11 protein-coding genes and 1 pseudogene are annotated in these 12531 nt (G+C 70.0%); 5 read left to right on the forward strand and 7 right to left on the reverse strand.

Annotated elements, in window-relative coordinates; genetic code table 11:
- Nucleotides 1-396: 396 nt before the first annotated feature.
- The gene (locus tag ACEXOX_RS07125) at nucleotides 397-1152 is read right to left on the reverse strand and encodes an SDR family oxidoreductase (protein WP_406519588.1); all 756 of its coding nucleotides are present in this window, start codon (nucleotides 1150-1152) and stop codon (nucleotides 397-399) included.
- Between the two features lie 109 nt (nucleotides 1153-1261).
- On the opposite strand from ACEXOX_RS07125, the pseudogene ACEXOX_RS07130 reads away from it, so the two are divergent.
- Nucleotides 1262-1390: pseudogene (locus ACEXOX_RS07130) on the forward strand (AAA family ATPase); the annotation flags it as partial.
- Between the two features lie 1138 nt (nucleotides 1391-2528).
- Here ACEXOX_RS07130 and ACEXOX_RS07135 read toward each other — a convergent pair.
- The 4 genes from ACEXOX_RS07135 to ACEXOX_RS07150 all read right to left on the reverse strand — a co-directional run bounded on the left by ACEXOX_RS07135 (nucleotide 2529) and on the right by ACEXOX_RS07150 (nucleotide 6131).
- The gene (locus tag ACEXOX_RS07135) at nucleotides 2529-3161 is read right to left on the reverse strand and encodes a response regulator (protein WP_406519589.1); all 633 of its coding nucleotides are present in this window, start codon (nucleotides 3159-3161) and stop codon (nucleotides 2529-2531) included.
- Nucleotides 3158-4351, reverse strand: coding sequence for a sensor histidine kinase (locus tag ACEXOX_RS07140; RefSeq protein ID WP_406519590.1), 1194 nt, complete (start codon nucleotides 4349-4351; stop codon nucleotides 3158-3160). Before ACEXOX_RS07140 ends, ACEXOX_RS07135 begins: the two co-directional genes overlap by 4 nt.
- 65 nt (nucleotides 4352-4416) lie before the next feature.
- The gene (locus ACEXOX_RS07145; protein WP_406519591.1) at nucleotides 4417-5280 is read right to left on the reverse strand and encodes an ABC transporter permease; all 864 of its coding nucleotides are present in this window, start codon (nucleotides 5278-5280) and stop codon (nucleotides 4417-4419) included.
- Nucleotides 5277-6131: an ATP-binding cassette domain-containing protein gene (locus tag ACEXOX_RS07150; protein ID WP_406519592.1), complete on the reverse strand. Its 855-nt coding sequence runs from the start codon at nucleotides 6129-6131 to the stop codon at nucleotides 5277-5279. The genes ACEXOX_RS07145 and ACEXOX_RS07150 overlap by 4 nt, the downstream gene beginning before the upstream one ends.
- A gap of 373 nt (nucleotides 6132-6504) precedes the next feature.
- Between ACEXOX_RS07150 and ACEXOX_RS07155 the strand changes: the two genes are divergently transcribed.
- Nucleotides 6505-6831: an amidase family protein gene (locus tag ACEXOX_RS07155; protein ID WP_406519593.1), complete on the forward strand. Its 327-nt coding sequence runs from the start codon at nucleotides 6505-6507 to the stop codon at nucleotides 6829-6831.
- Between the two features lie 232 nt (nucleotides 6832-7063).
- Here the strand turns inward: ACEXOX_RS07155 and ACEXOX_RS07160 are convergent, their stop codons facing one another.
- On the reverse strand, nucleotides 7064-7546 hold the full coding sequence (locus ACEXOX_RS07160; protein WP_406526255.1) for a winged helix-turn-helix transcriptional regulator: 483 nt from the start codon (nucleotides 7544-7546) through the stop codon (nucleotides 7064-7066).
- Nucleotides 7547-7637: 91 nt separating this feature from the next.
- Between ACEXOX_RS07160 and ACEXOX_RS07165 the strand changes: the two genes are divergently transcribed.
- The 3 genes from ACEXOX_RS07165 to ACEXOX_RS07175 all read left to right on the forward strand — a co-directional run bounded on the left by ACEXOX_RS07165 (nucleotide 7638) and on the right by ACEXOX_RS07175 (nucleotide 11949).
- On the forward strand, nucleotides 7638-8339 hold the full coding sequence (locus ACEXOX_RS07165) for an SDR family oxidoreductase (RefSeq protein WP_406519594.1): 702 nt from the start codon (nucleotides 7638-7640) through the stop codon (nucleotides 8337-8339).
- A 37-nt stretch (nucleotides 8340-8376) separates the two neighbouring features.
- Complete coding sequence (locus ACEXOX_RS07170; RefSeq protein WP_406519595.1) at nucleotides 8377-8802, forward strand: tautomerase family protein; 426 nt, start codon at nucleotides 8377-8379, stop codon at nucleotides 8800-8802.
- A gap of 591 nt (nucleotides 8803-9393) precedes the next feature.
- Nucleotides 9394-11949, forward strand: coding sequence for a beta-ketoacyl synthase N-terminal-like domain-containing protein (locus ACEXOX_RS07175; RefSeq protein ID WP_406519596.1), 2556 nt, complete (start codon nucleotides 9394-9396; stop codon nucleotides 11947-11949).
- 81 nt (nucleotides 11950-12030) lie between these two features.
- On the opposite strand, the gene ACEXOX_RS07180 is transcribed toward ACEXOX_RS07175, so the two are convergent.
- The gene (locus ACEXOX_RS07180; RefSeq protein ID WP_406519597.1) at nucleotides 12031-12393 is read right to left on the reverse strand and encodes a hypothetical protein; all 363 of its coding nucleotides are present in this window, start codon (nucleotides 12391-12393) and stop codon (nucleotides 12031-12033) included.
- Nucleotides 12394-12531 lie beyond the last annotated feature (138 nt).

The raw sequence follows: 12531 nt of genomic DNA on the forward strand, positions 1-12531 counted from the left end.
CCCACCGGGAAGACGGCCGACGGCCGCACACCGACATGCAGTAAACCCGGTTCCCCAGCCGGATCAGCGCCCACAAGGGAATGCTGGCGCTCGACTTCGCCGGGGTCATCTGTGACGCCCTCGACGATTGCGCTCTCGTCACCTGGCTCGGGGAGCCTCCGCACGACCGGGCCGTCGCCGGCCCCGGGCAGTTGGAGCGACTGCCCGGGGCGTTCACCGGGTGGCTCCGGAGCTGCTCCGGAACGCCGGGGGATCATGACGGCGAAGGACGAATCCTCCGTCCGTTCCATCCTCAGGTGAAATGGCCTCTCAGTCCGGAGAAGAGATCGTGGCGGCCAAGCCGGAGGAACGCAAAGCCGAAACGCCCGGGGCACGATCCGCCAACCGCGGACGGAGTCACCGCAGGGTGTAGCCGCCGTCGGGATAAAGGGTGGAACCGGTCGTGAAACCGTTGGTGAAGAGGAACATCACAGCGTGGGCGATGTCGTCCTCGGTGCCCAGCCGGTGCAGGACCGTGTCCCTGCGGTACTGCGCGAAAGCGCCTTCACGGTCTGCGGCCGGACGCTGCGCCCAGAGGTTGCCGTCGATGGTGCCGGGCGAGACGACGTTGACGCGGACCGGGGCGAGTTCGAGGGCCAGCCCTCGCCCGAGTCCTTCGATCGCCGCGTTGCACGCGGCATAGGCGGGTGCGGGCGCCGGGGGCCGGGCGCCCGCGGCACCGGACATCAGTACCACGGATGCATCCGCCGTCAGCTTGGGTGCGGCACATCGCACGGCGTGGTACTGGCCCCAGAACTTGGAGGCGAACGGGCTCGCCGCCGCATCGTCGCTCAGCTCCAGCATCGGGCCCACCTGGTAGGAGGCGGCGGAGGTGAACAGGTGGTCCACGTGGTCGAGTTCCGCGAAGAACGCCGCGAGCGAGGCGCCGTCCGTGACGTCCACGGTCCGCCAGGTCGCCGAGTCACCCACCCGCTCCGCCGCGGCGGCCAGGCGCGCGGGTGTGCGGCCTCCCAGGACGACGCGAGCGCCGGCTGCGGCCGCACGATGCGCGACCCGCAACCCGATACCCGAACCGCCGCCGATCAGGACGACCGTGCGCCCTTCGAGGCGCCCGTCGTGGCGGGCTTCAATGTCAAGGGGCAGCTGGCTCATGGCGGTTCCTTATCCGTGCAGCGCATATACGTGATCAACGTCCAGCAACCCACCGACGAGTGCTCCTATTCCCCCACCTTCCTGGTGGCGAACGGCGGTGCCACCGGCCAAGACCTTCACCGGTCCGCAGCTGTGCGCTGCCATCGCCGGCCGCCTCAGCTTCGGCGGCGACATCATCGAAGCCGGCACCGGCTCCTACCGCCTCGCCAGCACCCGAGCGCAGGCCCAAAAGCCTGCCGGACACGGCCGGCCCCGTAGATTCTCGCCGCAGGTCGCACTGGAGAGATCAGGGGCAGCGGCGCTTGTCTGTACGAAGCTGGTCAGGCAGGCTCTCATGCGGCACAGGGCCGAGCAGACGTTCCGGACCACCGGGAAGCCTGCGTCCGGGCTCCCACGAACGCCGCTGCGGCAGTCTGACTGGCTGCGGGGCGGCGGCGCCCGGCTCCCATCGACGCTACGCGGCTTCGGGCCCGCCCACCGTGTGCCGGGGTTGCCTCCGTGTCGGCTCTTCGCCGCGGGGCCCCGTCGGCTGGCGGCCTGCTGATGGGCTGGCGTCGCAGTCGCGGCGGGTACGCCTTCACGCTGTTGTGGTGTGCGCGGGTGAGGGGACGGCAGTGCCGTCAACGATGTCGCGGGCGGCTTCGGAGGCGGCGGCGACCAGGCGCAGGGCCCCGGGTTCGACGGCGAGCATCAGGATGGCGTCGTCGATGTCGAGGAGGTCGGTGCAGTGTTCGGTGACGCGGTAGAGGAAGTCGGCCGCATCGAAGTCGGCGACGAAGATGTCGGCGAGTTCTATCAGCGTGGCGGGGGCCCGTACTTCTCGTGACGGGCCGTTCGTGCCGTCACGGCCGGGGAAGTCAAGGTTGGTGCGGGCGTGACAGCCTCCGGTCGCGGAGCAGGTTGCCGGGGCGGAGCCGGAAGCACGCTACGGGGACTGGGTGGGACACCACCCGGATACGGCCCGGCCTACCGCCAACGTACTCCCGCACGCGAGAAAGCGCAGGTCGGAGCTTGTGCCTCACGCCAGCGCGGTACCGCGGGAAGTTCGACTCGCAGCGGACCCGACGCACCAGGTTCATCCAGGCAGACCCGGCTGAGGCTGGCCAGCGCTTTCCCTGTTCGGCCGACTGGGGCAGACCGACTGGGGCAGACCCGCGGGTGCAGCGATCGGCAAGAACGGGCGCCCTCGGCGAGACCCGGGCCTGAAGGTGAAGCCCGGGGACTGGCGGGGCCGAGGCGAGCGGTCAGCGGCCGGAACGTCATGGGGCGAGGTCCGCTCGGTTGTTCCGGCCTCCAACCGTTGCCCGTTCGCATCGCACCGAGGCACTCATCGACGCCGAGCGCAGGGGCGCGGGGGCGTGAGCGCCCGCGCCCGGTCACTCCGTCGGCAACAGCCGGAGCTGCATCGCACGGGCGACCGCGGCGGTACGGTCGGAGACTCCGAGTTTGCCGAAGCTTCTCATCAGATGGGTCTTGACGGTGCTCTCACCGATGAACAGGCGGCGGCCGACCTCGGAGTTGGTGCATCCCTCGGACACCAGCCGCAGGACCTCCAGCTCCCGCTGTGACAGTTGCGGCCGCTCCGGACCGCCACCGCGCAGCCTGGAAACGAGCGCCGCCGCCACTGTGGGGGCGAGCACGGTCTCGCCCCGTACAGCGGCTCGGACGGAGTCGGCGAGGTCGCGGCTGGAGGCGTCCTTGAGAAGGTAACCGGCGGCTCCTGCTTCGACGGCGCGCAGGATGTCGCGGTCCGTCTCGTACGTGGTGAGCACCACGACGCGGGTGCCGGAGTGCTCGGCGAGGACCTGGCGGGTGGCCTCCACGCCGTCGCCGCCAGGCATCCTCAGGTCCATCAGCACCAGGTCGGGCTTCAGGCGCGCGCACAGTGCGACGCCCTCGGGACCCGACGACGCGCTGCCGACCACCTCCAGGTCGGGCTGGACGTCGAGCATGCCGCGCAGGCCCTCCCGCACCACAGGATGGTCGTCAACGAGCAGGATGCGGATCATCGGTTGGTCTCCTGGAACGGTTCGGGACAGCCGTCGGTGTTGTCGGGACAGGGCGACACGGTCAGCCGTACGGTGAGCCGGGTTCCCTCGCCTGGAGCGCTGGTCAGCTGTGTCGTACCGCCGATCTCCAGGACCCGGGCGCGCATGCCGGGCAGGCCGTAGCCCTGGGCCGATGCGGTGGGTGAGAAGCCGCGCCCGTTGTCCCGCACGGTGAGCTCCAGGCTGGTGGGGGTGTAGGCCAGGGCAAGCTCGACGTGTGAGGCGTCGGCGTGCTTGCGGACGTTGGACAGGGCCTCCTGGGCGGCGCGCAGGGCCACCACTTCGACGGCGGGCGGCAGGGTACGCGGAGTACCGGTGACCCGGATGTCCACGGTGATACCCAGTTCCTCGGCCAGTCGCTCGCCGAGGCGGCTCACGGCCTCGTCCAGGGAGCTGTTGTCCAGCTGAGCCGGGGTGAGGGAGGCGACCAGGGAGCGGGACTCGCTGAGGTTCTCGCGGGCGGTCCGTTGCATCAGATCGATATAGCGGCGGGCCCGTTCGGTGGTGTGGTCCAGCTCGCCCTCCAGCGCCTGGCAGAGCATCACGAGGCTGGTGAAGCCCTGGGCGAGAGTGTCGTGGATCTCACGGGCGAGCCGCTCACGCTCCAGCAGGGCGCCGTGCGCGACGGAGAGCCGGGCCACTTCGTCTCGGCTGTCCTGGAGCCGGCGGACCAGGTTCGCGCGCTCGGAACTCTGCGCGGCGATGCTCTCCACCCACCCGCCGATGGTCAGCGAGGACCCGGCGACGGCGGCGGCGATCAGCAGGGCGCGCAGGAAGCGCCCCGGCTCGCCCCACCACATGACCGCCCAGCCGACGACTGGGGCGAAGTTGTACACCAGTAGGAAAGTCATCGCCCGGGAGCGGGACAGCAGGAGGTAAGACAGCGGTGCCAGGGCGACCATGGCGACGGACGCCTCCTGAGCGACGATCGCCGCGGGCGTGTAGAGCACGGCCATCCCGGTGCCGAAGGCGAGGGCGCGCGGGGAGTTCTCCGGGTCGTGGAGGAGGGCGCGCCGCCCGACGGCCACGTACAGCGGGACGGACAGCAGCAGCCAGCCGTCCAGCAGCGAGACCCACGGCTGCGGTCCGTGCGAGAAGACGACGAAGAGTTCCGCCGCCAGCAGTGCCACCCCGAAGTGAAGGTCCCACATCCAGGCGTTCTGCTGCCACGCGTGCGGGGCGCGGACGCCTGGTTGTGGGGCCGCTGAGGGCACGGTCATCCGTCGCGCCGGCTCTTCCAGCGGAATGTCGTCAGGCAAAGAACCAATCCTCCGATGCACCAAGCGCCCAGGACGAGGGCGACCCGGCCGAGCTCCCAGTCTCCCGCCTGCTCCAGCACCTTCGCCTGGTCGGGCAGGAAGACCGCACGGAAACCCTGGCACATCCACTTCAGCGGGAAGAACGAACCGGCCTTGAGCATCCAGCCGGACATGCTGTTGATGGAGATGTAAACGCCGGAGATGAACTGGAGGACGAGGAAGGGCAGGATCAGGATCGGTGTGGCGCTCTTCGCGTCGCGCGGCACGCTGCTCATCGCGATGCCCAGCAGCGCGCAGGCGATCAGGCCCAGAAGCAGCACCCAGCTGAACGTGAACCACTTGCCCGGTGCCATGGGCAGCTTCAGGTCGAAAACGGCGACGCCGGCGGCGAGCAGCAGCGTGGTTTCCGCCACACCGGTCACCAGGACCAGCCACAGCTTGCCGAGGAAGTACGAGCTGCGCGGCATGGGCATGGCTCGCAGCCTGCGCAGATTGCCCTCGTCCCGTTCGGTGGCGATGCCGATACCGATGGACTGGAAGCTGGTCGACATCAGACCTGCCCCGAGCATCGCGGCGACGTACAGTTGCGAGACGGTGATCCCGGCGCCCTGGATCTTGTCGTGGAAGATCGAGGCGAACATCGCCATCATGACGATCGGCAGGGCGAAGGTGAACACGACCGCTTCCTTGGCCCGGAAGAACTGCTTGAGCTCCAGGCCGCCGCGGAGCAGTCCGAGCCGGAAGGCGCCAGGCAGCTTGCCGCCCCCGCCGACGGAATGTGGCCGGTTGGCTGCTGGGGCGCCCACGAGAGTCCGGGTCATGCCGCTGTCTCCTGCTCCTTGATGAGGCCGAGGTAAATGTCTTCAAGAGTGGGCCGGCTGACCGCCAGCTCCGGGACCTCGCCGGTGAACTGCGTCGCCAGCTCATGGACGACGCTGGTGGGTGTGTCCGTGTGGCACTCCCTCGGGCCCTCCGGAGCGAGCCAGGACACGGTTGCCCGTGCGCGGGCGCGCCCGCCGAGGGTGGCGGGGTCGCCCTCGGCTACGACCTTGCCCTTGACGACGACGGCCAGCCGATCGGCGAGCGCCTCGACTTCGTCGAGGTAGTGGGAGGTGAGCACGATGGTCGTGCCGTCGTGGGCGAGCGACCGGATCAGGTGCCAGAACTGCCGCCGGGCCGCCGGGTCGAATCCGGTGGTCGGCTCGTCCAGGAACAGCAGCTCGGGGCGGCCGATGACACCGACGGCCACGTCCACGCGGCGTCGCTGGCCTCCGGAGAGCCCACCGACCCGGGCGCCTGCCTTCTCGGAGAGCCCGACGAGGTGGATGATCTCTTCGGGGTCACGCGGGTCGGGGAAGTACTGGGCGTAGTGCCGTACAGTTTCGGCGACCGTCAGCTCGCCGGTGACGACCTCGTTCTGCCAGACGATCCCGATACGGGACTTCCACCGCCGCGAGGCGCGCCCCGGGTCCTCCCCGAGCACCTCCACCTCACCGCGGTCGCGGCTGCGGTGGCCTTCCAGGATCTCCACAGTGGTGCTCTTGCCCGCACCGTTCGGCCCGAGGATGCCGAAGATCTCGCCCCGTCGGATGTCGAGGTCGAGGTTGTTGACGGCGAGGTGGTCACCGTACTTCTTGCACAAGCTCCGCACCCGTATCGCTGTTTCTCTCATGCCTCCAGATTTCCAGCTGCGAAGGCGCGGTAGTACAACCAAGGGGACGGTCCTGTGTCCACCGATCGGTGGACAGCGGGCGGGCGGAGATCTTTTCCCAGCCTGACACCGGAACAGCGTGGGGAAGGGCCCGCGGACGCGCTGACCACCGCGGAGCGCGGGTAGCCGGGCCCGGCCATCACATCGCCCGGCCCGCGAGCTGGGGCAGGCCGTGGAACTGCGGGGAAAGCGACCGCCCGCCCCGCGAACGGGAAGAAGAAACAGCAGATCGTTACGCGCTCACCGACCGTGGAGAAGGCCACTGAGAAGGTTTCCGCACGCCGATCGACCGTCTTCATCAACCGAACTGGGGTCTGGTTCGGTTGCGACCACGGTGGCCCCGCTCCGCACTGCCGGGGGCATCCTTGTGGCCGGGACGAATCTGCCGGAGTTCTCTTACTGGACCGAGACGGCCGACCCACTCGTCAGCAGAACCCGCGTTCCCTGGGACTCTGCGGCGGTCTCCGGGGCGAGCCAGGAACTGGTCCCGCTGCAAGCTGCGGCCCGTCTCGAACAACTCGACCGCCTCGTCGGCGTGCCCCGCGGCAATGACGCAGGCGGCGGCGTCGCCGACGAGGATGGCGTTGCCGACGGTGACAGGCGCGACCTCCCACGCATCTCGCGGGGCAGCAGCCTGCCCACTGCGGCGAGGTCCTGGTAACCGGCGGCCAGGGACGTGCGTGCCAGCTCGTAGCCGTAGTCATGCAGGGCGGTGATACGGGCGGGAACGGGCGCGCACTCCACGGCTCCGAGTCGCCGGCGCAGGCGAGTGAGGCCGGGGGCGGGGACGCCGGAACGGATGTCGCCCGTGCGCATTCAAGGCAATCGGCGTCGGCGGTGGTTGGGGTACAGGAAGTGCCGCTGAGGTTGGTCTGTTCGCCGGGCGGTCCGGTTCAGCCGCGCCGCCAGGCGGGGTTCAGCCGGATCTCGATGTCGTCGGACGCCGTCTCCGGCGCCGGGTCTGCGGTTACGCCAACCCGTACCGGGCGGCCGGTGCCGGCCTCGACGAACGTCAGGGGCGGGCGGTCGTCCTGCAGGTACTTGTCGCCCCATTGCATCAGCGACAGGAACACCGGCAGCAGGTCCTCGCCGGCCTCGGTCAGCCGGTATTCGTCGCGGGCCCGGCTCCCCGGTTCACGGTAGGGAACGGGCGCGACGATCTGCGCGGCCTTGAGCTGTTTGAGCGCGCGGGACACCGCGGGTGCCGAGGCCCCGATCCGCTCCACGAAGTCCTCGAACCTGGTGGTGCCGTAGAAGCATTCGCGGACCACCAGGAACACCGTCTTGGTGCTGAGCAGGTCCAGCACCCGCCCCGCCGAGCATCCGTCGCCGACCGACCACGCGTCCCGGTCGTGCAGCCGCTCCTCGAAGTTCATCGCCACCCCGCCATTGTAACTAACGATTGCGTTATCCAGCGGGACGTGCTTCGATCTCGCTAACGACCTCGTTATCCAGGTGGGAGATGCTGTGGTTGCAGTAGCAGGCAAGGTGGTTGTGGTTACCGGGGGCCGGCGGGGACTCGGCGCGGCGCTGGTGGACGAAGTGCTGGCACGCGGGGCGCGAAAGGTGTACGCGACCGCGCGCTCGGCGTACACCGACAACCGCCCGGAGGTGGTTACCGCTGAACTGGAGGTCCGCTCGGAGGCGTCGGCCGCCGCCCTCACGGAGGCCGCCGCCGATGCCGAGATCGTGTTCAACAACGCTGGAGTCCTGCTGTCGGCTCCACTGCTCACGGGTGACTTCGAACGCGTCACCACGACGTTCGACGTCAACGTCTTCGGGCTGCTGCGGGTGGCACGAGCGTTCGCACCGATCCTGGCCGCGAACGGCGGGGGCGCACTGGTGAACATGCACTCCGTGCTGTCCTGGCTGGCCGGCAGCGGCGCCTACGGAGCGTCCAAGGCGGCGGCGTGGTCCGTCACGAACTCGCTCCGACTCGAATTGGGGCGCCAGAACACCCAGGTCGTCGGCGTACACGCAGGGTTCATCGACACCGGGATGACCTCCGCCATCGAACTGCCGAAGGCGACGCCGGCCGAGGTGGCCGCGCGGATCGTCGACGGTCTGGAGGCCGAGGCCACGGAGGTGCTCGCGGACGATGTCTCGGCCGCTGCCAAGGCAGCACTGTCCGGCCCCGTGGAACACCTGGCCTTTTCCGCCGCCCGTTGACACCCCGCCCCAACATTTCGAGGAGTATCCGACCGCCATGCCACTGTGGACCATTCACCACACACCCGGAACCTTCACCGACGCGGAGAAGCACCGGCTCGCCTCCCACATCGCTGACCACTACGAAGAGGTCGGCTTGCCCCGGTTCTACGTGGTCACGCTCTTCCACGAGACCCGGCCAGAGGATTTCTACGTCGGCGGAGAGCCCGCCCCGGCCGGGGTCCGCATCACCATCGACCACATCGCCCGCCGCAACCCCGACCAGCAGAGCCGACGCCGGACCGCCCAATGGATCAGGGGCATGCTGCAGCCCCATCTCGAACGGAGCGCAGGGCTGCACTGGGAGTTCCACGTCGACGAGACCAGCGACGACCTCTGGATGATCAACGGGCTCGTGCCGCCCCCGGCAGGCTCCGACGCCGAGAAGCTCTGGGCCGAGAACAACTTGGCATCCCTCTACTGAGCCGGCCGCCGGCCTCCCCCGGAACCAGCGCGCCGGAGTGCCATCAGATCGCCGGTGTGCACTCTCATCCGGCCGAGGCCGCGCGCGAGCAGATCCCGCAGGAAATCTTGGAGGCCATGGTGCCGCCCGCGAGCACGGCCGACACCATGGGTGCCCGAAGGTGGTCGACGAGGCCAGGGCCGCCTACACCCGCAGCCTGCGGGCCACGGTGCGACCGTATCCGGGCCCGCCCGCGAGCTGGTCATCACCTCGGGCAAGAACCGGGGCACGCGGTCTCGTGACCACCGTTCATCTGGACAGGCCCGGGTGCGCAACGCACCACGTCCGGCCCGGGCCCGGCTGTTCTCCCGTACCTTGCCCCAGGCACCAAGCACTGCCGCCGTCTGCCTGCGCGGGGTACCGATCGGCAACCCGGCCATACCGAGAAGCACCGCACCGCCCAGCCAACGGCTTCAGACAGGAAGGCTGCGAAATCGACCCGTAGTTGCGGATGACCTGGCTCCCAGCTCCCGGCTTGATCCAGAGCTGGCCCCTGACGCCGTTGGCGCAGGCCCACCGCTGGACGGGGCGCCGTTGTCCGTGCGGCTGTCGATGCGCACTCTGCGCCGGGCGGCGCGGTTCTTCGCCGGACGCGCCCCGGTCTTCAACGCCACCATCGACATCGACGCCATGCTGGGTGTGGTCTTCGACGCCATGCGACCGGAACTCGGCTTCGTCATCGAGGCCCAGAACATGGACCGCGCACGCCTCACCGCAGGCCACTTTCCGCTGGTCACCGTCCCGGTAGCACCGGCACGCCTCACAACGGACTCAGGGGGCTTGTCGGGGGGCTCGTCATCGATCGCGCCATCGGTCTTCTCCGCGCTCTGGCCCCGGGGCGGGGGTGGCGGCCGCGCGCGGTCACGGGATGTGATAGCCGCAGGTCGCAGCGTCAGCGCGCCGGTGCCGGGCGCTCGGCACGGTAAGGCTCAAGTTAGGGCCGCGTTATGCGCGCTTCCCAGGATGGACGCCATGGAGTCCTATGTGCGTCAGACCGAACCCCAAGCCTCTCGCGTGCTCAGTGGCCAGGACGCTCCGATCGCCGTGATCGGCCTCTCCTGCCGGCTTCCCCGGGCCCCGCACCCCGGTGCTTTCTGGGACGTCCTCCGCGAGGGGGTGGACGCGATCGGTGAGACGCCGCGCGACCGCTGGGACGCCGGGGCGTGGTACGACGCCGACCCCGACGCCCTGGGCAAGACTCCCACCCGCCGCGGCGGCTACCTGGACGAGGTGGGCGGGTTCGACGCGGCGTTCTTCGGCATCTCCCCGCGCGAGGCCGCAGCCATGGACCCGCAGCAGCGGCTGATGCTGGAGCTGAGCTGGGAGGCCCTGGAGGACGCCGGGGTCCTGCCAGCCGACCTCCGGGACACCCGCACCGGCGTCTTCGCCGGCGCCATCGGCGACGACTACGCCACCCTCACCCGGCGCGGCGGGGCCGAGGCCATCGACCGGCACACCCTGACGGGACTCCAGCGCGGCATCATCGCCAACCGCGTCTCCTACACTCTCGGTCTCCACGGCCCGAGCCTCACGGTCGACACGGCCCAGTCCTCCTCCCTGGTCGCGGTGCACATGGCCTGCGAGAGCCTGCGGCGCGGAGAGTCGGTGCTCGCGCTCGCCGGCGGCGTCAGCCTCAACCTGGTGCCGGAGAGCACGGTCAGCGCGGCGAAGTTCGGCGGCCTGTCGTCCGACGGCCGCTGCTACACGTTCGACGCGCGCGCCAACGGCTACGTACGGGGCGAGGGCGGTGGTCTGATCGTCCTGAAGCCGCTGGACCAAGCGCTGCGCGACGGCGACCGCGTGTACTGCGTGATCCGTGGCAGCGCCGTCAACAACGACGGCGCCACGGACGGCCTGACGGTGCCCAGCGCGGCTTCCCAGGCGGAGGTGCTGCGGCTGGCACGGCACCACGCGGGCGTGGCCCCGTCCGAGGTGCAGTACGTCGAACTCCACGGCACCGGCACGCCGGTCGGTGACCCCGTCGAGGCCGCGGCACTGGGCACGGCCGTCGGCACCGATCCCGGCCGCGACCACCCGCTGCCGGTGGGCTCCGCCAAGACCAACGTCGGCCACCTGGAGGGCGCGGCGGGCATCGTCGGCCTCCTGAAGGTCGCGCTGAGCATCCACCACCGCGAGCTGCCTCCCAGCCTCAACTACGCGTCGCCCAACCCGCGCATCCCCCTGGACGAACTCAACCTCCGGGTGCAGTCCGCACTTGGCCCCTGGCCCAGGCCGGACCGTCCGCTGATCGCCGGTGTCTCCTCCTTCGGCATGGGAGGGACCAACTGCCACGTCATCGTGGAGGAAGGCCCCGCACCGGCCGGGCCGTCGCAGCCGGCGGACGACGGGGAGAGGGCCGTGCCCTGGGTTCTGTCGGGGAAGAGCGAGGGCGCGTTGCGGGACCAGGCCGCGCGGCTGCTCGACCTGGTCACGGCCCAGCCGGACCTCCGCCCGGCACAGGTCGGGCTGGCGCTGGCGACGACCCGTACGCACTTCGCCCACCGGGCGGCGGTCGTCGCCGAGCAGCGGCAGGACTTCCTCAGCGGGCTGGAGGCCATCGCCCGGGGCGAGGACGCGGCCCATGTGGTCCACGGGCACGCCGACAGTGCCGGAGACGAAACCCGTATCGCCTTCCTGTTCTCGGGGCAGGGGAGCCAGCGGGCAGACATGGGGGCGCAGCTCTACACCGCGTACCCCGCGTATGCCGACGCGTTCGATGAGGTTGACGCGGCCTTGCAGGCGGAGGGGCTGGGCTGCTCACTGCATGAGGTACTGGGTGATGCCGAGGCGCTGAAGCGTACGGAGTACGCGCAGCCTGCCCTCTTCGCGCTCCAGACCGCGCTGTTCCGGCTCTGGGAGCACTTCGGGGTCCGGCCGGATTACGTCACCGGGCACTCCATCGGAGAAATCGCCGCGGCCCACGCCGCCGGCATCCTCAGCCTGTCGCACGCTGCGCGCCTGGCCGTCCAGCGCGGACGGCTGATGCAAGCGCTGCCCAGCGGCGGTGCGATGCTGGCCGTACAAGCCGACCAGCAGACCGTCCAGCCGCTGCTGGAGGCCGCCGAGGAGTCGTCGCGCTCGCCGCCGTCAACAGCTCACACTCGGTAGTTCTGTCGGGTGATGAAGACGCCCTGACCGTGCTTCAGAGCCATCTCGAAGAGCGCGGCATCCGTACCCGGCAGCTCACCGTCAGCCACGCCTTCCACTCCCCCACATGCAACCCATGCTCGACGACCTGCGCACCGTCACCCAGAACCTGGACTTCCACCCCGCAACACTCCCCTCATCTCCACCCTCACCGGCAAACCCGCCACCCACCACGACCTCGCCCACCCCGACTACTGGACCGACCACGCCCGCAACACCGTCCGCTTCCACGACGCCCTCACCACCCTCCACGAACACGGCACCACCGCCTACCTCGAAATAGGCCCCGACACCAGCCTCACCACCCACACCCAGCACACCCACCCCGACGCAGTCTCCATTCCCACCCTCCGCAAGAACCAACCCGAACCCCACACCCTCACCACCACCCTCGCCCACCTCCACACCACCAACACCACCACCCCCGACTGGCAGCACCTCTACCCGAACACCACCCCCCACCCCGACCTCCCCACCTACCCCTTCCAACGTCAACACCACTGGCTCAAGACGGGCCTTCCCGTAACGCCGCCCGAGTCCGCC

It is taken from the genome of Streptomyces sp. Ac-502 (assembly GCF_045222935.1).
GTDB lineage: Bacteria > Actinomycetota > Actinomycetes > Streptomycetales > Streptomycetaceae > Streptomyces > Streptomyces monomycini.

Excerpts from the sequence above, each read along its gene's own strand:
- ACEXOX_RS07125 (WP_406519588.1), bottom strand. The coding sequence starts at position 1,152 with ATGAGCCAGCTGCCCCTTGACATTGAAGCCCGCCACGACGGGCGCCTC.
- ACEXOX_RS07135 (WP_406519589.1), bottom strand. The coding sequence starts at position 3,161 with ATGATCCGCATCCTGCTCGTTGACGACCATCCTGTGGTGCGGGAGGGC.
- ACEXOX_RS07140 (WP_406519590.1), bottom strand. The coding sequence starts at position 4,351 with ATGTGGGACCTTCACTTCGGGGTGGCACTGCTGGCGGCGGAACTCTTC.
- ACEXOX_RS07145 (WP_406519591.1), bottom strand. The coding sequence starts at position 5,280 with ATGACCCGGACTCTCGTGGGCGCCCCAGCAGCCAACCGGCCACATTCC.
- ACEXOX_RS07150 (WP_406519592.1), bottom strand. The coding sequence starts at position 6,131 with ATGAGAGAAACAGCGATACGGGTGCGGAGCTTGTGCAAGAAGTACGGT.
- ACEXOX_RS07160 (WP_406526255.1), bottom strand. The coding sequence starts at position 7,546 with ATGAACTTCGAGGAGCGGCTGCACGACCGGGACGCGTGGTCGGTCGGC.
- ACEXOX_RS07170 (WP_406519595.1), top strand. The coding sequence starts at position 8,377 with ATGCCACTGTGGACCATTCACCACACACCCGGAACCTTCACCGACGCG.
- ACEXOX_RS07175 (WP_406519596.1), top strand. The coding sequence starts at position 9,394 with ATGCGCACTCTGCGCCGGGCGGCGCGGTTCTTCGCCGGACGCGCCCCG.